Origin of the sequence: Streptomyces sp. NPDC021562, from assembly GCF_040640875.1 — a bacterium.
Lineage (GTDB): Bacteria > Actinomycetota > Actinomycetes > Streptomycetales > Streptomycetaceae > Streptomyces.
The window spans coordinates 29,348-51,666 of sequence record NZ_JBFACN010000027.1; the positions used below are offsets into that span (position 1 = coordinate 29,348).

General features: G+C 73.8%; 9 protein-coding genes. 5 read left to right on the forward strand and 4 right to left on the reverse strand.

The genetic code is table 11. The features are described 5' to 3' along the window. Positions 1 to 24: 24 nt before the first annotated feature. The 3 genes from AB0G52_RS32695 to AB0G52_RS32705 all read right to left on the reverse strand — a co-directional run bounded on the left by AB0G52_RS32695 (position 25) and on the right by AB0G52_RS32705 (position 14,888). Positions 25 to 9,378: an amino acid adenylation domain-containing protein gene (locus AB0G52_RS32695; RefSeq protein WP_361341343.1), complete on the reverse strand. Its 9,354-nt coding sequence runs from the start codon at positions 9,376 to 9,378 to the stop codon at positions 25 to 27. Further along, the gene (locus AB0G52_RS32700; RefSeq protein ID WP_361341346.1) at positions 9,375 to 13,307 is read right to left on the reverse strand and encodes an amino acid adenylation domain-containing protein; all 3,933 of its coding nucleotides are present in this window, start codon (positions 13,305 to 13,307) and stop codon (positions 9,375 to 9,377) included. Before AB0G52_RS32700 ends, AB0G52_RS32695 begins: the two co-directional genes overlap by 4 nt. A gap of 375 nt (positions 13,308 to 13,682) precedes the next feature. After that, positions 13,683 to 14,888, reverse strand: a complete 1,206-nt coding sequence (locus AB0G52_RS32705) for a glycosyltransferase (RefSeq protein WP_361341348.1) — start codon at positions 14,886 to 14,888, stop codon at positions 13,683 to 13,685. A gap of 282 nt (positions 14,889 to 15,170) precedes the next feature. Between AB0G52_RS32705 and AB0G52_RS32710 the strand changes: the two genes are divergently transcribed. From AB0G52_RS32710 to AB0G52_RS32720, 3 genes are all read left to right on the forward strand, one after another. Continuing rightward, entirely contained in the window at positions 15,171 to 15,875 is a 705-nt protein-coding gene (locus AB0G52_RS32710) for an NTP transferase domain-containing protein (protein ID WP_361341351.1), read from the forward strand. A 129-nt stretch (positions 15,876 to 16,004) separates the two neighbouring features. Further along, positions 16,005 to 17,417 (forward strand): DEAD/DEAH box helicase, encoded by a 1,413-nt coding sequence (locus AB0G52_RS32715; protein ID WP_361341354.1) that lies wholly within the window; start codon positions 16,005 to 16,007, stop codon positions 17,415 to 17,417. A 163-nt stretch (positions 17,418 to 17,580) separates the two neighbouring features. Further along, positions 17,581 to 18,450, forward strand: coding sequence for a universal stress protein (locus tag AB0G52_RS32720; protein WP_132887319.1), 870 nt, complete (start codon positions 17,581 to 17,583; stop codon positions 18,448 to 18,450). 160 nt (positions 18,451 to 18,610) lie between these two features. On the opposite strand, the gene AB0G52_RS32725 is transcribed toward AB0G52_RS32720, so the two are convergent. Further along, positions 18,611 to 20,125 carry a DUF1254 domain-containing protein gene (locus AB0G52_RS32725; RefSeq protein ID WP_361341358.1) on the reverse strand — a complete coding sequence of 505 codons (1,515 nt, stop codon included), beginning with the start codon at positions 20,123 to 20,125 and terminating at the stop codon, positions 18,611 to 18,613. 206 nt (positions 20,126 to 20,331) lie between these two features. Between AB0G52_RS32725 and AB0G52_RS32730 the strand changes: the two genes are divergently transcribed. Beyond that, entirely contained in the window at positions 20,332 to 21,504 is a 1,173-nt protein-coding gene (locus AB0G52_RS32730; protein ID WP_361341361.1) for a 4Fe-4S dicluster domain-containing protein, read from the forward strand. Then, on the forward strand, positions 21,501 to 22,319 hold the full coding sequence (locus AB0G52_RS32735; RefSeq protein ID WP_361341364.1) for an FAD/NAD(P)-binding protein: 819 nt from the start codon (positions 21,501 to 21,503) through the stop codon (positions 22,317 to 22,319). The genes AB0G52_RS32730 and AB0G52_RS32735 overlap by 4 nt, the downstream gene beginning before the upstream one ends.

A 22,319-nucleotide genomic window follows, 5' to 3' on the forward strand; every position in this document is an offset into this window, starting at 1 on the left:
GCAACCTCCAGAGCGGGATGGGGTTTACAGGTGGGCGGTCCCGTGGGTCCCGGAACCCGGGGGCGCCAGCGTCGCCCTGATGGTCTCGGCCACCTCGTGCACGTGGGGGGCCGCGACGACGCCGTAGTGGTCCGTGGGCAGATACCCGAGGACGGCGGACGGGGGCAGGCAGACGGTCCACTGCCGGTCCGGCCGCTCGGGGTCCGCGGGGACGGGCAGGCCCGCCGTGGGGTGTCCGGCCAGCCACAGGTACGTGGGGACCGAGACGAGCGGCCGTACCCGGTGTTCCCCGAGACTGCGCAGGTTGGCGCGGCAGCAGCGGGCCAGCCTCTCGGCGTACGCCTGTGCGTGCCCGGTCGGCGGCGCGGAGCCGCCGGCGCCGAGTTCGGCGGCGAACACCCTCTCCAGGTGCGCCTCGTCGTAGGCGGCGACGAGCGCCTCTGCCCGGGGTGGTGGCGGATCCAGCAGGTAGAGCGCCTCCGGTGGGCGGCCCGCCGACTCGGCCAGGGCCGCCATCTCCATCGCCACCCGGGCGCCGAAGGACCACCCGGCCAGGTGCAGCCGGTGGTCAGGACCGCCGAAGCGGTCACGGAGGGCCGTGTCGTAGTGGCGGGCGCGGTCGGCCAGCGACCACGCGGGCGTCCCGGTGCCGCGGAGTGCCGGGTCGGCGATGAGGCACACGGTCGGCGCGGGTCCGAGGGCCGCCACCAGGGTGCGGTAGGCCTGGATGTCTCCGCCCACGGGATGCACCAGGCACAGGACGGACGGACCGGTGCCCTCCTGCCAGATGTCGAGGCCGACGGGGGAGGCGCCTGCGGGGGGCTCGTCGCTGGTGAGTGCCGCCTCGATGTGTTTCAGGATCTCCGTGAGGCTGACCCGGTGGCTGAAGGAGGCCAGGTCGAACTCGACGCCGTAGTCGTCCTCGATCTGCGCGATCAGGGTGATCAGGGTCAGCGAGTCGGCGCCCAGGTCGTAGAGGGAGTCCTCGGGGTCCAGTTCGGCCACGCCGAGCAGCTCCCGGACCGCCCGGGCCATGGCCTCCGCGCGCGCCACGGACCCACCGGCGGCGGAGGGTTCCTCCGCCGTGGCCGTCGGCTGTGCCGGTGCGGTTCCCGAGGATGTGCCGGCGGTCCCGGGAGCGTAGAAGCCCCGGGAGACATCGATGTCGGTGGTGGACACGAGGAGTTGCGGCAGTTGCAGGGCGAGGGCCCGGCCGAAGACCGCTCTGCCCTCCTCGGCGGTCAGGCCGACCGCCAGGTGGGCCTGGTGGCGGCTGTCCGTGTGCAGCACCCGGGCCGCCATTCCGGTCTCCCGCCAGATGTCCCAGTCGATGCCGATCCGGACGGTCGTCTCCGCGTCGTCTGCCCGGTGGTGGGCGAAGGCGTCGAGGAGGCTCGCGCCCGCCGCGTAGTCGCTCTGGCCGACACCGCCGAGCAGCGCGGACATGGAGGAGCAGTAGACCGCGATCTCCGGACGGAACGCTGCGATCAGCTGCTCGACGACGAGTGCGCCGCGCTCGCGGACCGCGGCGGCGTCGCGCATGGCGGTGGCGTCGCGTCGTACCAGCAGGCCGCCGTGGCCGAGACCGGCCGCGTGCACGACGCTGTCCAGCCGCGCCGTGCGGTCGGCGACGGCCTCCGCCACCTCGTGCACGGGCAGGGCCGCGAGATCCGCCGGGACGAGACCGACGCGGTCGGCCCATCCCCGCAACTCCTCGGGCAGCCGCGGGTTGCGCGACAGCAGCAGCACCCGGCCGCGGGTGTGTTCGAGCAACCAGGCGGCGACGGCGCGGCCGATACCGCCCGTGCCGCCGAGCACCAGGTGGACGGTGTCCGCTCCGGCCGGCACGGGGGAGCGCGCGCCCACCGGCTCCCGCGCCGCCACGGGCACGGTGCCCGGCCGCCACCAGTACCCCTGCCGCAGCGCGAGCTGGTGCGGCAGGGCCGGTTCGTCGCCCTGCCCGGCGGCACGTGCCCCCGCGACGACCGCGGCCACGTGCCCGGCCCAGCGCGTGAGGTCGCCGTCGGGCAGGTCGAGCCAGTGGCCGCGCAGCGCGGACTCCTGAGGGGCGACCTCGACCGGCCCGGCGAGGAGCGCCAGTTCCGGCCTGTCCACCGCTCCCGCCACGGGCCGGGCGCCGTACGACAGCCACCACACGCGTGGGGAGCCGTCCCGCCCGGCCAGCGCCTGCGCCAGCGCGGCCGCGCTGTCCAGGCAGGTGTGCCGGGCCTGCGCCAGGGTGCCGGTACCGACCGGGCCCGTCACGTCGAGGGGCAGGGCGTGCACCCACTCCGTGTCGACGGAGACCGGGGCACCGTCCTCGGCCAGCGCGTCGAGCAGCAGGCGCACTGACGCGGGGTCGGCGGGGTCCACGGCGTAGGTGTCGGGTCCTGTGCGGGCGAAGGCGCCGGCCGGGTGCACCCGTAGCACGCGCGACGCGACCGCCCCGAAGGGCGCGAGCGCCGTCCCGGGGGTGTTCCCTGGGGCCACGACGACGACGGACGCGCGGCCGGCCGGTGCCGTGGTGTCCGCGACGGCGGCGCGCCGCAGCCGTACCCAGTGCGGCTGATGCAGCCAGTCGTCCTGGGGCAGCCGCCGGGGGACGGCGGCCGGGACCTCGCGCGGCTCCTCGCCCGGCTCCCCGTGCGTCTCCCCGGACGGGCGCTCGGGCACGGGCTCGGACAGCCGCTCGAAGTCGTACGTCGCGAGGGAGAAGGACGGGGGCGGGAAGTCCCACGGGGCCGGCGCGGGGCCCGGCCCCCAGTCGACGGGGCGTCCGGCGATCCAGTCCTCGGCGAGGTCCTGGGCCGTACGGCCGGTCGCGGAGACCGCCGCGGCGTCCGGGTCCGCGGTACCGGGCGCCACCGCGCCCGCGGCCACCGCGCGCAGCCAGTGCCCGGCCGTGGCGGCGTCCGCCACGGCCGCCGCGGTCCGCAGACGGCGCGGGACCCGCCCGGACTGGAGGTGACGCAGCACCGCCCCGTAGCGCTCGGGCCTGAGCCGGAGGTAGTCGGCGATCCGGGCGGCGTCGGCGGCGAGGGCGTCCGCGCTGGACGCCGACAGCACGAGGCACCCGGGTGCCTCGCCGACCGTCGCCGGTCCGGGCGCGGTGTCCTGCTCCACGATGACGTGGGCGTTGGTGCCGCCGATCCCGAAACTGCTGACGGCCGCCACCCGTGCACGCCCCCCGGGCCAGGGCGCGGCCTCGGCCGGGACGTGGAAGGGGGTGGGATCGGGGCCGATCTCCGGGTTGAAGGCACGGAAGTTGAGGCTGGGCGGGAGCGTCCCGTGGTGCACGGCGAGGACCGCGCGGACCAGGCCCACCACACCGGCGGCCGCGCCCATGTGGCCGAGCTGGCTCTTGACGGAGCTCAGCGCGCAGCGGCCGGACTCCCGCACGTCGAACGCCTGGCGCAGCGCCCCCACTTCGACCGGGTCGCCCAGGCGGGTGCCGGTGCCGTGGGCCTCCACATAGCCGACGTCGGCGCCCGTACGTCCGGCGCGGGAGAGGGCGGTCCGGATCACCTCCCGCTGCCCGGCCAGGGACGGCGCGGTGTAACTCATCTTCGCCGCACCGTCGTTGTTGACGGCGGAACCCGTGACGAGCGCGTAGACGGTGTCGCCGTCGCGGCGTGCCTGCCGCAGCGTCTTCAGGACCACGACCCCGACGCCGCTCGCGCCGACCGTGCCGGTGGCGTCGTCGCTGAAGGGGCGGCAGTCGCCGTCCGCGGAGAAGATGTGCTGCGGACGGTAGCGGTACCCGCCGGTCAGCCCGGGGTCGACGAGCACACCTCCGGCGAGCATCACGTCGGCCTCGCCCTGCCGGAGCAGACCGGCGGCGAGATGCACGGCCACCAGCGAGCTGGAACAGGCCGTCTGGGCGCTGAACGCGGGGCCGGTCAGCCCGAGGTGGTACGCCACCTTCGTGGCCAGGAAGTCCTTGTCGTGGTGCAGGGCGAGCTGGAAGCCGTCGGGCAGCCGGCCGGGGTCCGCCTCGCGCAGCAGGGACTGGAAGTAGGTGTTCTCGCCCGCACCGGCCACCAGGCCCACCCGGGTGGCCGAGGTGTCCGCCACTCCGGCGTGCGCCAGGGCCTGGACGGCGGCCATCAGCAGATGGCGCTGCTGGGGGTCCATCAGACGGGCCTCTTGGGGGCTGATGCCGAAGTGGCCCGGGTCGAAGTCGAGGATGCCGTCGAGGGTGCTGTGCACGCCGATGACACCGTCCGGCGCGTCGACGCGGCGGATTCCCGTGCCGCCGGACACCACCAGCTCCCAGAAGGCGGCCAGGTCCGGGGCGCCGGGCACCCGCACGGCCATGCCGACCACCGCGATCGGCTCGCCGGGTAGCGGGGTCCCGTCCTCCTGCGCGGCCGGCCCGGGGAGCGGTCGGGGGGCGGTGAGGTGGCGGGCCAGGGAGCGGACGGTGACGTGCTCGAAGAGGTCCGCGACGCTGAAGCGCAGGCCGAGCGCCGTGGTGCAGCGCAGGTGGAAGCGCATCAGGGCGAGACTGGAGGCACCCGCCTCGAAGAACGTCTGGTCCGGTGCGATCGGCGCCCCGGTGACCTCCTCGAAGGCGGCGCTGAGCCGCTCCTCCTCGGCCGACAGGCCCGTGCGGACGGCCGCGGAACGGCGTATCTCTTCCCCCGGCGCCCGGACGGCGGCCCGCCGGTCCAGCTTGCCGCTGGGGGTGCGGGGCAGTCGCGCCAGCCTGCGGAACCGGTCCACGCGTACGTAGGCGGGCAGCAGGGCGGACAGATGCGCGGCCAGCTCGTCGGCGGACGGTGTGTCGCCCCGCACCTCCAGGCCCGCCGTCAGCCCGTCGCCGTCACGGGTGACCACGGCGTTGACCACCGCCGGGTGGCGCAGCAGGGCCGCCTCGACCGACCCGAGTTCGAGCCGGTGCCCGCTCAGTTTGACCTGCTGGTCGTCCCGGCCCGCGAAGTGCAGCAGACCCGCACGGTCGAAGAACGCCCGGTCACCGCTGCGGTAGAACAGTCCGGCACCGGGGAGTTCGACGAAGCGGGGATCGTCGGACGCCGGGTCGTCGAGGTAGCAGCGGGTGGTCATGGTGCCGCCGATCAGCAGCTCGCCGGTGCACCCGGCCGGGACCGGGTCGCCCTGGGCGTCCACCACCCGCAGATCCGCGCCGGCCACCGGGCGCCCCACGGCGGGCCGCTCGGGCCACCGCCCCGGGTCTCCCGCCAGGCACAGCGCGCTGACCACATGGGTCTCGGTCGGCCCGTAGTGGTTGAACAGGCGCGCGCCGGACAGCCCAGCGAACCAGCGCCGGATGCTGTCGGTGCACACCAACTGCTCGCCCGCGGTGACCACGTCGCGCAGCCGGGAAGGGTACCTGTGCAGGCGGACGGCGTACTCGGCGAGCAGTTGCAGGGCCACGTAGGGCATGAAGATCCGCTCGGCGCCGGAGGACTCCAGCCGGTCCAGGAGCGCGGGCACGTCCTGACGCCACTCGGGACGTACGAGATGGAGACTGCCCCCGGTGCACAGCGTCCCGAAGATCTCCTGGAAGGACACGTCGAACGCCAGCATCGAGAACTGCTGGGTGGCCGCGGGGGCGGTCAGGCCGCCGGGCCCGGACTGCCACCTGATGAGGTCGCACAGCGTACGGTCCTGTATCTGCACCCCCTTGGGGACGCCGGTGGAGCCGGAGGTGAACAGCGTGTAGAGGGGGCGGGCGCCGTCGTGCGTCGGCGGGCCGGCGGTGCGCCGGTCGTCCGGGTGCCCGCCGTACGACGCGCCCGTGCCCTCGCCCCGCGGTGGCGCCGGGTCCGACGTGCGGACGGTGTGGCGCGCCACACCGTCCGGGAGCAGCGTGTCCAGAGCCGATGAGCTGTCCCGTGCGGTCAGGACGCAGAGGGGGTCGATGCGGGCTAGGACGCGGCGCAGCACGTCGGCCGGGTACGACGGGTCGAGCGGGACGGCGGTGACGTTCAGCCGCGCCAGTGCCAGCAGCGCCACCACGTGTTCGGGGGAGGGGTCCAGGTACAGGGCCGCCCGGCAGGGGCTGCCGTCGGCCGGGATCGGGTAGCGGTCGGCCAGCTCCGCGGCGAGGGCCGCGGCCCGGGCGTCGAGGGCCGCGTAGCTCAGGGTGGTGCCGTCGGCCGTGACGACCGCGGTGGCGTCCGGAACGCGGGCGACCTGCCGGGCGAAGCCTTCGGCGACCGTGGTGAAGCCGGGTTCCGGAGCGGGTCCGCGCCCGTGCTCCGGAAGCGACCGCCGGTACGGCTCGACGAGTTCGCGGGCGGTGCGGCGGCCACCGGCCGCGAGCGCGTCCACGCCCCGCCGGAACAGCTCCGCCATCGCCTCGACGTCCTCGCCGGTGAAACGGTCCTCGGCGTACTCCCAGAGCACGTCGAGCCCGTCCGGGTGCTCGACCACGGAGACCGTCATCGGGCACTTGGCCTCGGGTGCCGCCCACCATAGCGGGCGCTGGACGCAGCCGGGCAGCCGCAACGCCCCGAAGTCGGTGTTCTCCAGGACGAACAGGAAGTCGAACGGTGCCCCGTCCGGTGTGCCCTCGCCGACACCCTCCCAGCCGGTCAGGACGTCCGCGAAGGCCACGTCCTGGCGTCCCAGCACCTGCCCCGTGGCGGCTGCGGTGCGGTCGAGGTGCGCGCGCAGGTCCGCACCGGGCACGACGGTCAGCGGCAGCAGCACGGTGTTCGCCATCATGCCCGTGCTGTTCTCGAACTCGCGCACCGGGCGGCCCGCGACCGGCGCGGCGATGCGCGGGCGGACCAGGCCGGTCACGCCGTACAGGCACCAGGAGAAGACGCTCAGCAGGACCTGGAACCGGGTCAGTCCGAACTCGGCGCACAGCTGGTCGACCTGCGCCCGGCGGACGACGTCGAGCGTGGTGTGCAGCAGGCGCGCCCGCGGTGCCGGGCCGGCGTCCCGTGCGGGCAGCGGCTCCTGCGGCTCCTCCCGGCCACGGTAGAACGCGAGGAGTTCGGCGCGTTGCCGCTGGTAGGCCGAGCTCGCGAACCGGTCGCTCTGCCAGGCGGCGAAGTCCAGCGGCGTCGGAGCGGGCGGCTCGGCCCGGTCGTCCTCGGCGTAGGCGGCCGTCAGGTCGTGCAGCAGGATGCCCAACGACCAGCCGTCCACGGCGATGTGGTGCAGGTGCAGCAGGAGCGTGCCGCCGCCGGCCCGCGGCAGCCAGCAGGCCCGGAACATGCGGGGACGGGCAAGGTCGAAGGGCTCGGCGAAGAACGCGTCGGCGAAGGCGTGCGCCTCCTCCTCGTCCCAGTCCCGCCGGGGGCCCGGCTCGTGCCACGGGTCGTACGGCTCGCCGACGGCCTGCTCCAGGCCGTCCGGCCCGAGGACGAAGCCGGTCCGCAGCGCCTCGTGGCGCACCACCAGGCCGCGCAGCGCCCGTCGCAGGGCGGCGGGGTCGACGGGGCCGTCCACCCGGAAGGCCTGGTTGACCGAGTAGGCCCGCGAGCCGGGGGAGTGGCGCTGTATCAGCCACAGCCGCTGCTGTTCGCTGGTGGCGGGCGCGGAGCGGGCCCCGGAGACCACCGGTGCCGGCAGGGCGCTCTCGGCTGCGGGGGGTGGGGTGTCGAGGTACCGGGCCACGGACGCGAGGTCACCGTGCAGGACGGCCGCCCGGGGCAGCTCGCGTCCCCAGCGCTGTCGTACGGCGAAGCAGAACCGCAGCGCCTTCAGCGAGTCGCCGCCGGCGGCGATCCACCGGTCGCCGAGCCCGAGGCCGGTGGTGCCGAGCACCTCCTCGGCCAGCTCGACGACCTGACGCCCGGTCTCCGTGACGGCCGGTCCGTCGGAGCCGTGGGCGGAATCGGGCGCGGTGGGCCGCCAGGGCCGGTCGGCCCGGCGCAGCAACGCGGCCTGGTCGACCTTGCCGTTGGCGTTGAGGGGCAGCTCGGCCACCAGGTGGATCTGGTGGGGGCGCATGTAGACCGGCAGGTGGGTCACCAGGTGGCGGTCGAACTCCTCGTAGGACAGTTCCTGGCCGAGGACGACGAACGCCAGCAGTTCGTTGGGCCCCTCCGGGCCCGCGCGGCGCGTGCACACGTGGGCCCGCAGGACCGCCGGGTGGCCGAGAACGCGCCGTTCCACCTCGCCGGGCTCGATCCGGAAGCCACGGACCTTGACCTGGCGGTCGGTGCGTCCCACGTACTGCACCAGGCCCTCGTCGTCGGCCCGTACGAGGTCGCCGGTGCGGTAGTACCGCTCGTCGCCGCCGTCGAGCCACGGCAGCCGCACGAAACGCCGCTCGGTCTCCCCGGGGAGGTTGCGGTATCCGACGGCGAGTCCGGCCCCGGACAACAGGAGTTCGCCGACCTCACCGGGCGCGGCGACCCGCTCCCGGCCGGGTACGACCACGACCGCACCGGTCCCCGGCAGCGGACGGCCGATCGGTACCACGTCGCCGTCGAAGTCCCGGGGGATCGCATGGCACAGGGCGAAGGTGGCGGACTCCGTCGGACCGTAGACGTTGAACAGGCGGGTGTCGCTGCCTGCGTTGTCCCGGTACCAGCGGCGCATCACTCCCGCGTCGAGCTGCTCACCGCCCACGAGCACCTCGGCCGCCCCGGCGAAGCAGTGCGGTACGGCCGTGACCACCGCGTTGAACAGCGCCGTGGTGATGAAGACGGTGTCCACGCGCCCGTGTTCCAGCGCCGCCGCGAGCCGCTCGGGGCTCTGCACGTCCCCGTCGCGCACGATCACGCAGCAGCCACCGGTCAGCAGGGGCACCCAGACTTCGAAACTCAGCGCGTCGAACGCCGGATTGGCCAGGCAGGCGTAGCGCAGACCGGGCTGCACGCGGAGGTGGCCGGGGCGGGCCAGTCGCCGGACTCCGGCGCCGGGTACCTCGACTCCCTTGGGCTGCCCGGTCGTTCCGGAGGTGTAGAACAGGAAGGACACCTCGCCGGGAGCGGACGGTTCCGGCACGGGGGCAGTGGCGTCCGGAGGTCCGGGCAGCAGCGCGTCCGCGGCGACCGCCCGCACGTCCCGCGGCAGCCCCGTGGCGCTCTCGGCGGTCTCGTACACCAGGGCGGTCGCGGCCGAGTCCCGGAGGACGAAGTGACGGCGTTCGGCGGGACTCTGCGTGTCGAGGGGCACGACCCGCGCCCCCAGCCGCAACACGCCCAGCATCACGCAGACCAGTCGCCACGATCGCGGCAGCGCCACCGCCACGGCCTGCCCCGCGGTGACGCCCCGACGCTCCAGCTCCCGCGCGACGGCGGCGGCCGCCGCGTTCAACGTCGCGTAGTCCAGCGTCACGTCACCGTCGGCGACGGCCTCCGCGTGCGGGGTGCGAAGGGCTCGGCGGTGGACATCGAGGGCTATGCCGGCCGAGGCACTCACGTCCTCGGCCACGTCGCGCGGTCTCATCGTGCCTCCGACGTGTCTGAGGGAGTGGTGTGCTCCGGCTCGCCGCAACCGGGCGCGGCGGTCAGCCGGTTGAGTTCGGCGGTGAGGACGGCGGCGACCCGGGGCAGTTCGTCGCTCTCCAGCATGTCCCAGTGGCCGCAGGCGACCGGCTCCACCACGAACCCGCCGCCGGCGCGCTGCCGCCAGAACGCGCGCAGGCGAGCGGCGGCGTCCTCGGCGTCCGCGTCCTCGGCCGCCACGGCCGTCGCCTGCAACAGCACGACGCGGGCGGGTGTCTCGGGGACGGTGTAGTCGCGCGCCGTCTCGCGATGGTGGTTGTAGACGTTCAGGTACCGGGCCACCTGGGCGTCGTCGATACCCGGGTACATGCCGTTGAAGCGCACCAGCTTCTCCCGGAACTCGGCCATGCCGACCGGCGCGATCGCGGCGCGTTGCCCGTCGTCCTGGGCGCCGTGTGTGTCGAGGAGGACCACGCTCACCTTCGGGTGCCCGGCCGCCACCAGACGGCGGCCCATCTCGTAGGCGACCAGGCCGCCGTAGGAGAGCCCGCACAGCACCAGTGCCTCGTCGGCACGGGGGGCGACGAGCCGCAGATACTCCTCGGCCATCGCCCCGACCCCGGGCAGGAGGGGCTCACCGGGATTGATGCCGGGAGCCTGGAGCCCCACCACGCCGACCTCGTCGCCCAGTTCGGCGGCGAGCGGCAGATAGCAGAACGCGGTGCCGCCGGCGGGGTGCACACACACCACGCGCTGCCGGCCGTCCCCGGCACGGAACTCGACCAGGCTGCCGGGTTCCGCGGACCGCGCAGCGCCGCCGTCACCGCGCACCCGCTCGGCGAGCGCCTCGATGGTGGGGTGCAGCATGACCTCCCGCACGGGCAGGGCGACGCCGAGTTCCTCCTGCACGGCGGCCGCCATCTTGATCGCCGATATCGAGGTGCCGCCCAGCTCGAAGAAGTTGTCGCCGACCCCGATGTCCGGGTGCAGCAGCACCCGGCGCCAGACCCGGTACAGGGCCATTTCCACATGGTCACGGGGCGCGGCCGTGTTGACCTGCCCCGCGTGGGCTCCGGCCGCGGCGCGCAGCACCTCCGCCCGGTCCACCTTGCCGCTGCGGTTCAACGGGAGCCGCTCGAACTCGGCCACCACGGCGGGAATCATGTAGTCCGGCAGACGGTCCTTGAGGGCCGCACGCCACTCGTACGGCAGCCGTGCGGGCTCGGCGCCGCACCCCACGCCGGCGACCAGACGGGGGCCGCCCGGTGCGTCGCGATCGGCCAGGACGACGGCCTCCCGTACGCCGGGGACCGCCAGCAGCGCGGCTTCCACCTCGCCGGGTTCGATCCGGAAGCCGCGGAGCTTGAGCTGGTCGTCGCGGCGGCCGACGTACTCCGCGTTGCCGTCCGGCAGCCAGCGCGCCAGGTCACCGGTGCGGTACAGGCGTTCACCGGGGACGAACGGATCGGGCACGAAGACCTCTGCGGTGAGGTCGGGGCGGTTCAGATAGCCACGGGCCAGACTCGCCCCGCCGAGGTGGACCTCGCCCGTGACCCCCACCGGCACCGGCCGCATCCGCCGGTCGAGCAGGTACAGGCGGGTGCCGCGCAGCGGCCGGCCGATGGGACACGACCGCTCGTACGGCTGCGGGTCGGTGTAGGCGGTGGAGTAGAGCGTGGCCTCGGTCGGGCCGTACCCGAAGCAGACGCGCAGACCGGGCAGCAGCTCCCGCATGCGGTACAGGGTGCTCTCCGGCAGTGACTCCACTCCGGTGAGGAGCCGGCTCAGGCTGGACCCGGCCAGGCGCGCGGCGGGATCCTCGCCGATCCACAGGACGTAGGCCGGGGGCAGGAACGCCTGGGTGACCTTGCGTTCGCGCATCCAGTCCAGCAACGCCGCCGGATCACCGCGGAGTTCGTCGGGCACCAGGTGGAGGACGGCGCCGGTGGTCAACGGGACGAGCAGTTCGTGCACCGACGCGTCGAAGCCGATGCTCGACCAGGCCGAGGACGCCTCTCCGGGAGCATCCTCCATGAGGTCGCGCCAGTGGTCGAGGAGGTTGACGACGCTGCCGTGCGTCACCGCCACGCCCTTGGGGCGGCCGGTCGACCCCGAGGTGTAGATGACGTAGGCCAGCCGGGCCGGGTCCGCGTCGACGGCGGGTGGCTCGTCCCGCGTTCCCGCCGCCTCCAGCTCCGCCAGGTGCTCCCACGGCTGTCCGCCGTGGCCTGTGCTGTCGCTCCGGTCGGTGAGCACGAGGACCGGTCGGGCGTCGCGCACCATGGCGGTGAGCCGCTCGGGGGGCTGGCCGGGATCGAGCGGCAGGTAGGCGGCGCCCGACTTGAGGATGCCGAGCACCCCGACGACGAGATCGGTGGTGCGTCCCGCGTGCAGGCCCACCACACGGTCGGGACCGGCACCACGGGCGATCAGCGCATGGGCGAGACGGTTGGCCCGGCGGTCGAGCGCCGCGTAGTCGAGCTCCGCGTCCCCGGCCACCACCGCGCACTGCCCGGGGCGTTCGCGGACCTGCGCGGTGAAGCGTGCCAGCACGCCCCGCGCGGGGCCGGTCACGGCGGGTCCGGTGCCGAACTCGGCCAGCAGCGCCCGCTGTTCTTCCTCGTCGAGCAGCGTCAGGTCGGCGATCTCGGCGTCGGGCCGCTCGGTCATCAGCCGCAGTACGCGGAGGAACTGCCGCATGTACCGTTCGATCGTCGCCCGGTCGAAGAGGGCCACCGCGTAGTCGATCTCCCCGGTGAGCTGCCGGCCCTCGTCGGCCAGGGCCAGCACCATGTCGAACTTCGCGGGAACGTGAGCGGCGTCCTCCCGCAGTTCGACCTCCAGACCGGGGAGTTCGAGTTCCCCGCGCATGGAGGGGACCCAGGCGAACATGGTCTGGAACAGCGCCGTGCAGGCCGGGCTCCGCGGCGGGTTGACCAGTTCGACGACGCGCTCGAAGGGGAGGTCGACGTGTTCGAGGGCGTCACGGATCCGCTGGTTCACCCGCTTCAGGGCGTCGCTGACGGTGGGCGAGCCGGCGAGGTCGGCGCGCAGGGCGAGGGTGTTGACGAAGAAGCCGATCAGGTTCCCGACGTCCCCGCGGCGGCGGTTCGACGTGGGGGCGCCGACCACGATGTCGTCCTGCCCGGAGAGCAGGGACAGCAGCACGGACCAGCCGGTGAGGACGGTCGCGTAGAGGGAGACATCGTTGTCCGTGGCCAGCGCGCGCAGGGCCCGCGTCAGGTCCTCGTCCACGGTGACGGGCAACCGGTCACCGCGGAAGTCCTGTTCGGGTGGCCGGGGCCGATCGGTGGGCGGGGAGGTCACGGCGGGGGCGTCCGCCAGTGCCGCGGTCCAGTAGTCGGCGTGCGAGGCGGGTTCGTCCCCCGCCATCCACTCCCACTGATGGCGCGTGTAGTCGCTGTACTGCCAGGTCAGTTCGGGCAGCGACGCGTCCCGGCCCTGCTGGAGCGCGGAGTACACCAGACCCAGCTCGCGCAGCAGCAGGGAGCGGGACCAGCCGTCGAAGACGATGTGATGCACTGTCAGGATCAGTACGTGATGGTCCGGCCGCAGCGCCAACAGGCAGCCGCGCGCCATGGGTTCCTCGCCGAGACGGAACGGGGTGCCCTCGACCTCCGACCGGATGCGCGTGAACCGGTCGGACGCGTCCGGCAGCCCCGTCAGATCCTCGAAGGCCACCGGGAACCCCTTGCCCGGCGGATCGACGACCTGGAGAGCCGAACCCCCGGAGGGCACCAGCCGGGTGCGCAGGGCCTCGTGCCGGGCCCCGAGCAGACGCAGTGCCTCGATCAGCAGGTCCCGGTCCAGCGGGCCACGGATGTCGAAGGGCATCGGCTCGTTGTAGGCGGCGCTGGCCTCTCCGTCCATGCGTGCCATGACCCACAGCCGCTCCTGTGCCAATGACAAAGGAGCGGATTCTGTCTCTGCCGGAAATTCTTCGCCGGAATGATTACCGACTGCGATTCGGGGTAAAGACACGGATTACCCTTCCCGAGAATTGAGCACGGCGCAAAGCAGTCGAAGTGACATCGGGGAAAATGCCTGCGGGGCTGGGTCTCTACGGTGGGATCGCAGCGGGCGATCGACTGTCCGGCCTGGTCAACGCCTTTTTCGTGCCGCTAGGAGGGCAGCGCGGAGGGCGGGGAGAAGTGGGGGCTCATTTCCGTCGATGCTAAATGCGCTTCGATTGAATGGTCAACGGTGACCAACGCCACACCCATTCCGTGGCGGCGTGCCGTTTGCGCTCGGTGCGCGATATCGAGGGATTTGCCTGGAAGTGGCTCACCGTGACTCGTCGACCAGCCGGCGTGCGGCCACCTCCGCCCCGTCGGTGCGGAGTCGGCTCGCCAGGGCCTTCGCGCGCGCCCCGGTCTCGGGCGACAGGGCCGACTCGAGGGCGGCGCCCAGGGACGCGACGGTCGTGGTCGGGGCGTCGAGGGCCGCACCGAGGCCCAGCGCCGCCACCCGGCCCGCCCAGTACGGGTTGTCCGACAGCTGGAGAGGTATCACCACCTGCGGCGTGCCGGCCCGCGCCGCCGTCAGCGTCGTGCCCGCGCCACCGTGGTGGACGACGGCCGCCACCTTGCGGAACAGGTTCTGATGGCTGACCTCGCCGATGGCGAAGCAGTCGTCCCCGTCGTCGACGAGATCCAGGTCCGCCCAGCCGCGGGACACCAGGACGCGGTGGCCCAGGGCGCGGATCGCCTCGACGGCCATGCCGCCGATGCCATCCGCCGGGGACATGCTGCCGAAGCCCACGTAGACCGGCGGGGCGCCCGCGTCCAGGAAGCTCTCCAGGTCCGCCGGGAGCGGGCGTTCGTCCGCGAGGGTCCAGGCGCCCGTCTGTACGACGTCGAGGCCGGGGGCCCCGGGCCACGCTCCGAGGACCGGGTCCGCCGCCAACCACGGCCGGGCGGTGAGGATGTGGTCGCGCACGGCGCCCACCGGTGGCAGACCGAGCGCCGCCCGGTGGCCGTTGAGTGCCTCCGCGAACTGCGCGTCGACGCTCCGGGCGTCCGACTCCCACAGCGTCCGGTTGTCGGCGGCCCCGGGCTCCGGCCAGCCCGGCCGCGGTGGTGGCGCGTGGTGCGGCGACGGCAGGTGGACGGCCGCGTAACTCACGTACACGTAGCGGATGTCCGCTGCCTCGGCCACGGACCGAGCGGCGACCTGCCCCAGGCCCGCGGCCACCACCACGTCACATCCGTCGAACGCCGCCGGGAAGGTGTCGAACTGGGTCTCCACCAACTCGTCGCGGTAGCGGGCCAGTTCCGCCGCCGACGGCAGGGTCTTCCCGCGCATCAGCTCCCGGACCGGGGGCCCGACCGGCACCAGCCGCACTCCGATGCCTGCGAGCCGCTCGGCGAACTCCTCGTCCGGCGGGGCGCACATCCGCACCTCCGCGCCGAGCGCCCGCAGCCGCACCGCGAGCGCCACCAGCGGCTCGACGTCGCCACGTGTCCCGTAGGTAGACAACAGCACGCGCATCGGGCGTCCTCTTTCATCGGCTTTCGTTGGGGCCGGCGGCAGCAGTGTAGGTCGCACGGCGGCAGGCGTGGGTGATCGTCGCGTCACGCCGCCGCGCTCGCGCACGCGGGCCAACTCGGCTATTTCGGCGCAGAATTGGGTCTTCGGGAGGTACCGGTGACGGGGTCCTGGTGGCCGCGGCGCGCAACCGGGCCGGAGGTTCGGCGTCGGCCGGCTCTGGGCAGTCTGTGCTCGGTGAGGTGTGCAAGATCCCCATCGGCCACACGACCGGAGTGCCACGCGATGCAGAGTTCGTCCACACCCGTACCCGATGTCTCGGTCATACTGCCCTGCGCCGGATACGGAACACGTTTCGGAGCTCCCTATCCGAAGGAACTGCACTGTCTGGCCCCCGGGGTCACCGTCCTGGACCGCAGCCTGGAAGCCGTCGTCGAACTCGCCAAGAGCGGACTCACGGTGCGCCTGGTCGTCGTGTTCGCGACGCACAAGCTGGACACGGTGAGCTATCTCGCCCGCTATGCCGACACGTTCCAGATGGTCTTCGTGTACCAGGACGAGTCGTTCGGACCCGGTCTCGACGGGGCGATCCGGTCCGCCCTGCCGATGACACAGGGGCCGGTGGCCCTCGTCCTGCCCGACATCGTTGTCGCCGGCCCGGACGCGCCGGGCCGGCTCCTCGACGCCCTGCGGCATGCCGAGACGGCGGGCTGGAGCGTGGTGGCCGCCGAGGAACGGGACCACGACACGCTGCGGCAGATGGGCGCGTTGGCCGTGTCCGAGGCGGGCGGCGTCCTGACCGTGGGGGCGGCCACCGACAAGCCGGCGGACCCGTCGGGCTTCAACGCGTTCTGGGGGATGGTGGCCGTCACCGAGAGCGAGGCGCACAGGCTGCCCGAGGTCGTGGGCACGGGAGGGGTCAGCCCGTTGGCCGGTGCGGTCGCCCTCATGGTGGAGGGAATCGTCAACTACAACACTCCGACGGGCTGACCCGGTTCTGCCCTGTGCTAGCTTTGAGGTTTTGCAGTGCCGCTGTGCCGGCGCCCGCTTCGGGGCCGGTCGGCGGCCGGATCCCCACCGCGCCTTCCTCGGTACGGTCCCTTCGGAGGAAGGCTCTCTGTGAGCGAATCTGCACGTGCCGACGCCCGGCGGCAGGACGAGGCGCCGGGTGCCACCGCGGCCCTGCCTCCGGCGGCGTCCTTCGCCGAGCTGGGCCTCCCGGCCGAGATCCTGCGGGTGCTCGACGAGCAGGGTGTGACGGTGCCCTTCCCCGTCCAGGCGGCGACGCTGCCCCCTGTGCTCGCGGGCCGGGACGTGCTGGGCCGGGGCCGCACCGGATCCGGCAAGACGCTCGCCTTCGGCCTGGGCATGCTCGCCCGCACGGCCGGGCGGCGCGCGCGGCCGCGGGAGCCGCTCGCGCTCGTCCTGGTGCCCACCAGGGAGCTGGCGCAGCAGGTCGGCGAGGCGCTCACCCCCTACGCCGAGGCGCTGCGGCTGCGGCTCGCGACCGTCGTGGGCGGAGTGTCCCTCGGACGGCAGGCCGCCGTGCTGCGGGACGGCGCCGAGATCGTCGTCGCCACCCCCGGCCGCCTCCACGACCTCATTGAACGCAAGGGCTGCGGACTCGGACAGGTACGCATCACGGTCCTGGACGAGGCCGACCAGATGTGCGACATGGGGTTCCTGCCACAGGTCACCGCGGCCCTGGAGCAGGTGCGACCCGACGGGCAGCGGATGCTGTTCTCCGCCACCCTCGACCGCGACGTCGACCAACTGGTGCGGCGCCACCTGCGCGACCCCGCCGTCCACTCCGTGGACCCCGCCACCGGCGCGGCCCCCGCGATCGACCACCACGTCTTCGTCGTGCACGGCCCCGACCGGTACGCGGTGACCACGGAGATCGCCGCCCGGCACGGCCGGGTCCTGCTGTTCCTGGACACCAAGCACGGCGTCGACCTGCTCACGCGGCACCTGCGGGCCAGCGGTGTGGCCGCCGGGGCCCTGCACAGCGGGAAGTCCCAGCCGCAGCGCACCCGGACCCTGGCACAGTTCAGGAACGGGCAGGTCACCGCACTGGTGGCGACGAACGTCGCCGCACGCGGCCTGCACGTCGACGACCTCGACCTCGTGGTCAACGTCGACCCCGCCACCGATCCGAAGGACTATCTGCACCGCGCCGGCCGCACAGCCCGGGCCGGCCGCTCCGGCACCGTCGTGACCCTCGCCCTGTCGGGACAGCGCCGCGAGACGAGCCAGGTCATGGCGGCCGCCGACGTCGTCCCCGAGGTCACCCGAGTGCGGTCGGGCGAGGCGGAGCTGAGCCGGATCACCGGCGCCAGGGCCCCCTCCGGCAAGCCCCTCGACGACGGGCCGGCCGCACCGCGCCCCAAGAACCACAACGCCCCGTTCCGCGGCCTGGGCAGCACCAAGGACACGAAGGGCGGCTCCGGGGGCAGGCCGTCCCGCAGGACCAGCGAGGCCCGCAAGCTCGCGGAGGCCCGTGAGGCGGCCCGGGTACGGCGGGGCGGCTGAACCCCGCTGTCGGCGGACACCCTGACGCTCCCCGTGGCCGGCCGTACGGCGCTCTCGTCCCGGGTACCGCGATCGGGGTTCCGTCCTGCGCGTGCGGCGGGCAGGGCGCCGGGGGGATCCTCGAAAGGGAGAGCACGCTTCCTGGGAGACGGAGGGCGCCGCCATGCAACCCGTCGTCACCGTGGGCCTCGACGGATCGCCCGAGAGTCTCGCCGCCGCCCGCTGGGCGGCCGACGAGGCCGACGACCGCAGGCTCACCCTGCGTCTTCTGCACGCGTGGCCGACGCTGGCCCCCGAACCGACCCGTGTGGCCGCGGAGTTCGACCAGAACTACTGGTCGAAGCGGCTCGTCCACGACGCGCAGACGGAACTCCAGGCCCTGCACCCGGCGCTGCCCGTCGTCACCAGCCTCGTCGCCGACGACGCGCAGAACGCCCTCCTGGAAGCGGCGTCCGAGTCGGAGATGACCGTGCTCGGTTCACGAGGTCTGGAGTCCGTGCAGAGCTACTTCCTGGGTGACGTCAGCATGCCCGTGGTCGCACGGGCCGAGCGGCCGGTGGTCCTCGTCCGTGCCGGGCGCCGGGACGAGGCACCGTCCTCAGCCGTCCCGGGCCGCGTGGTCGTGGCCCTGAAACTGCGCGGGTCCTGCGACGACCTGCTCGACTTCGCCTTCCACTCCGCCGCGGCCCGCAACGTTCCGCTGCTGGCCGTCCACGGCCGAAGCGTTCCGCTCCATGCCCGGGTGCCCTGGGGGGTGGACCAGGACATCGCCGGAGAGATGACACGGGACGTGCGGAAGCAGCTGAGCAAGGCGCTCCAACCGTGGCGCGAGAAGTACCCGCGGGTGGACGTGGCCGACGGCATCGGTCTCGACAGCCCGGCCAGGGCCGTCGTGCAGGCGGCCGAAGGCGCCGCGCTGCTGGTCGTCGGCCGGCCCGCGCACCGTCTCGGTCCGGCACCCCACCTGGGTCCTGTGGCGCAGGCCGCCATCCACCACGGCCGCTGCCCCGTCGCCGTCGTCCCGCACGACTGAGCCCGGTCGGCGACGCGACGGCAGGGGCCGACAAGGAACTGGTCAGGTTGCCGGCGTGGTCTCGGTCACCGGGACCACGCCTGGCGGCGCGACGACACGCGCTCCTCCGCTTCCGGTTCCCGAGCACCTGGCGGCCCGCGCCCGCGGACGTGCCAGGACGTCAGGCGATGCGGGTCAGCGGAGGACACTCCCAGGTCGCGTCGGTGACCTCCGGGCGTGGCCGGTACATGCGCAGGGCCACGAACCAGCCGCCCTCCTTCGCGGTGGGCAGCCAGTTGGCTTCCCCGGCCTGGTCGGGCGGCTCGTTCTGCAGGTGGATGGTCAGTCCGCCGTCCGCGTCCCACCGCAGACCGGCGCTGCGGTCGCCCACCGAGTAGCGGTCGGCCGGGTTCGGGACGAGGTTCATGTCCTCGCCGTAGGCGGTGAGCGACCAGAAGGCGTCGACCGGGGGCAGCGCGTCGGCGGCGAAGCGCAGTTCGTACCGGCCGTCGGGGGCCAGTGTGTGGCCGTCGGCGTCGTCGAAGTTGAGCAGGTAGACCGCCTCGGCGGGGTCGTTCGCGGCGACGCCGATCAGCGACTGGTCCGCGGCACGCTTGAGGAAGTCGTCGCCGAAGCGCCCCATCTGCGGAGGCGGGTACCGCCAGCCGTGGACGAGGCGGGCCCAGTCGCCGCTCAGGAGCTGCTGCCTGAGCAGGGGCACGCCGACCGCGGCGGCCCGGGCCAGGCTTCGTTTCACCGCGTCGGGCTGGGCCTCGACGTCGAGGCCGGGGCCCACCCCGATCTGGGCGAACTGCTGGAGGAGGACCTGGTGACGGGAGGGCGGAGGGTTCTCGGCCAGCATCGCGTTGAGGGTCTTCCACGGCCCGAGGGGATCCTCCTCCGCCGTGATCGGCGTCAGGACGTCGCGGCTCTCGGGGAGCTCCGCGTCCGGCTCGCCGAACAGGCTGAGCGGGGTGAGCCGGTACCGCTCCTGGAGTTCCCGGACACGCGGCACGTCCTCGGGGCCGTCGACGAGGGTGCGTCCGAGGACGAGGACCCAGGGGCTGGGCGCCTTCTTCAGGCGCCGCACGCCGACGGGCAGCCCGCCCTGCCATGTCGGGCCCACGAGGGCGAAGTGACCGGCGTCGGAACCGGTGGTGCGCTGGCCGACGTAGTCGAAGTTGTCGGAGGTGATCCCCACCAGTTCGAAGGTGAAGTACCGGTCGCCCATGTCGGGATGGGAGAGAACGACCGGCTCGCTGCCGAGGTCCACCCAGGCCGCCGAGTACAGGGTGTCGTTGTTGGGGCAGCCGCCGTCCCGGTACGTCGCGTCCAGCAGCCGCTCGGCGTGCCAGAAGTGGTTGACGGGCGCGTAGGGAACCGTCGAGGGGTTCCGCGGCTGGGTCACCCAGTCGTGCCTCAGCCGGGCGTTGTAGATGTACGGAAAGCCGTAGACGAACGCCTGCTCACCGAGGGTGTAGGCGTACTCGCCACGCCAGTCGTCCACGCGCCCGGTCAGGATCGGCTTCGCCGCGTCGCCGAGCGCCGGCACGATGTCCGGCAGCCGGCGGGCGCGCTCGACCGTGCTCTTCGGGTGGCGGACCGCGTGCCCGGCGGCGCGCGCCACCGTGACCGCCGCACCGGCCACGTCCTCGGGGATCCGCCGCCAGGCTGGGCTCTGCGAAGTATCGGACATATCGGCACCACTTCACTCGACAGGGCCGAGGGTGGGGTCTTCCCGGCCGCGTGGTCCCCCCCCCAGGGGCCATGCTCCCTCGCGTCGCGGGCCGACGCAGCCGGAGGGCTCACGACTGCCTGAGCCCCCCGGTGTCCTCGGTGGCACGCCTGACCAGCGCTTGAGACGATGACCACGGAAGGGCTTCGTGCCGAAGGAGGTCGGTCATGACCGTCGGCACCGATGTGAACGCCTCCCCGGCCGCTCCGCGGTCCGACGGGTTCGTCATGGGCAAGGACGGCATGGCGGCGCTGGTGGACGCGCTGATCAGCCGTGGGTACACGGTCGTGGGACCCACGGTGCGGGACGACGCGATCGTCCTCGCGGAGCTGCGGTCGGCCGACGAGCTGCCGTACGGCTGGGGCGTCGAGCTGGAGGCGGGGCGCTACCGGCTGCGTGAGCGGTCCGACGGGGCGGCCTTCGCGCACGCGGCGGGCCCGCAGTCCTGGAAGCCGTTCCTGCACCCGCCACGGGTGCGGGAGTGGAGCGCCGACCGGACGGAGGACGGGCTGGTCATCGCGGCCGACCGGCCCACGCCCCCGCGCTACGCCTTCCTCGGCGTGCGCCCGTGCGACCTGCGGGCCATCGCCGTCCAGGACCGGGTGCTGACCGGTGGGACGCACCGCGACCCCGGCTACGAGGGACGGCGGGACGGAGCGCTGCTGATCGTGGTCGAGTGCACGGAACCCGGTGCGACCTGCTTCTGCGTCTCGATGGGCAGCGGCCCCGCCGCCGGCCCCGGCTACGACCTGGCCATGACCGAGGTGGTGGACGGGACCGGGCACCGTTTCTGGATCCGCAGCGGCAGCGCGGAAGGCGCCGCGATCCTGACCGGACTGCCGGTCCGCCCGGCCGACCCGGAAACCCGCGAGACGGCCCGCGCGGGCGTCGCGGACGCCGCGCACCGCATGGGCCGCACCATGCCCGAGACCGACCTCCGGGAACTGATGGCCGGCACGCTCGACGCGCCCCGCTGGGACGACGTCGCCGGGCGGTGCCTGACCTGCGGCAACTGCACCATGGTGTGCCCCACCTGCTTCTGCACCACGACCGAGGACGTCACCGACCTCACCGGAGACCACGCGGAGCGCTGGCGGCTGTGGGACTCGTGCTTCGACCTGGACTTCTCCCAGCTGCACGGCGGCCCGGTCCGCGCCTCCGCGCGCAGCCGCTACCGGCAGTGGATGACCCACAAACTCGGCACCTGGTACGACCAGTTCGGCTCGTCGGGCTGTGTGGGATGCGGACGCTGCATCGTGTGGTGCCCGGTCGGCATCGACATCACGGAGGAGGCCGCCGCCCTGCACGACTGGACACGCTCGGGAGAGGCGCGGCCGTGACCACCGTGGCTCCTCCGCTGCCGTACCGGGTCGCCGGCACCTGGGCGGAGACCGCCGACACCCGCTCCATCGAACTGGTCCCGGCCGGTCCCGGACTGCCGCCGTTCGCACCGGGACAGTTCGCGATGATCTACGCCTTCGGGGTCGGCGAGGTACCCGTCTCGGTCAGCGCCCTGCGCGGTCCCCGGGGCGGTCTGGTGCACACCGTGCGTGCCGTGGGCGCGGTCTCGTCCGCGCTGTTCCGGCTACGGCCGGGGGAGACCGCAGGTCTCAGCGGGCCCTACGGCACCGGCTGGGACCTGACGGCGGCGGCCGGGCAGGACCTGCTGGTGATCGCCGGAGGCATCGGTCTGGCCCCGCTCCGGCCGGTCGTGCACGCCGTCCTGCACCGGCGGGACGCATACGGTCGGTTCGCGGTCCTGGTGGGCGCCCGTACCCCGGCCGACCTGGTCTACCGGGACGAGATCGAGAGCTGGCGAGGCCCGGCGGGGGTGGCGGTGGCCGTCGACCGTCCGGGCCCCGGCTGGCGCGGCGCGGTCGGCGTGGTCACCACCCTCCTGGACCGCCTGGACCTGCGCCCCGATCGGACGCACGCGCTGGTGTGCGGGCCCGAAGCGATGATGCGGCACACGGCACGCGACCTCCTGGCCCGGGGACTGGCCCCGGACCGCCTCCAGGTGTCCCTCGAACGGAACATGCGCTGCGCCACCGGCCATTGCGGCCACTGCCAGCTCGGCCCGCTCCTGCTGTGCCGGGACGGTCCCGTCGTACGCTACGACCGCGTGGCGCGGCTGCTCCTGGTGAGGGAGCTGTGA

Coding starts and splice junctions, on each gene's coding strand:
- AB0G52_RS32720 (WP_132887319.1), top strand. CDS start 17,581: ATGCAACCCGTCGTCACCGTGGGCCTCGACGGATCGCCCGAGAGTCTC.
- AB0G52_RS32695 (WP_361341343.1), bottom strand. CDS start 9,378: ATGAGACCGCGCGACGTGGCCGAGGACGTGAGTGCCTCGGCCGGCATA.
- AB0G52_RS32710 (WP_361341351.1), top strand. CDS start 15,171: ATGCAGAGTTCGTCCACACCCGTACCCGATGTCTCGGTCATACTGCCC.
- AB0G52_RS32705 (WP_361341348.1), bottom strand. CDS start 14,888: ATGCGCGTGCTGTTGTCTACCTACGGGACACGTGGCGACGTCGAGCCG.
- AB0G52_RS32730 (WP_361341361.1), top strand. CDS start 20,332: ATGACCGTCGGCACCGATGTGAACGCCTCCCCGGCCGCTCCGCGGTCC.
- AB0G52_RS32725 (WP_361341358.1), bottom strand. CDS start 20,125: ATGTCCGATACTTCGCAGAGCCCAGCCTGGCGGCGGATCCCCGAGGAC.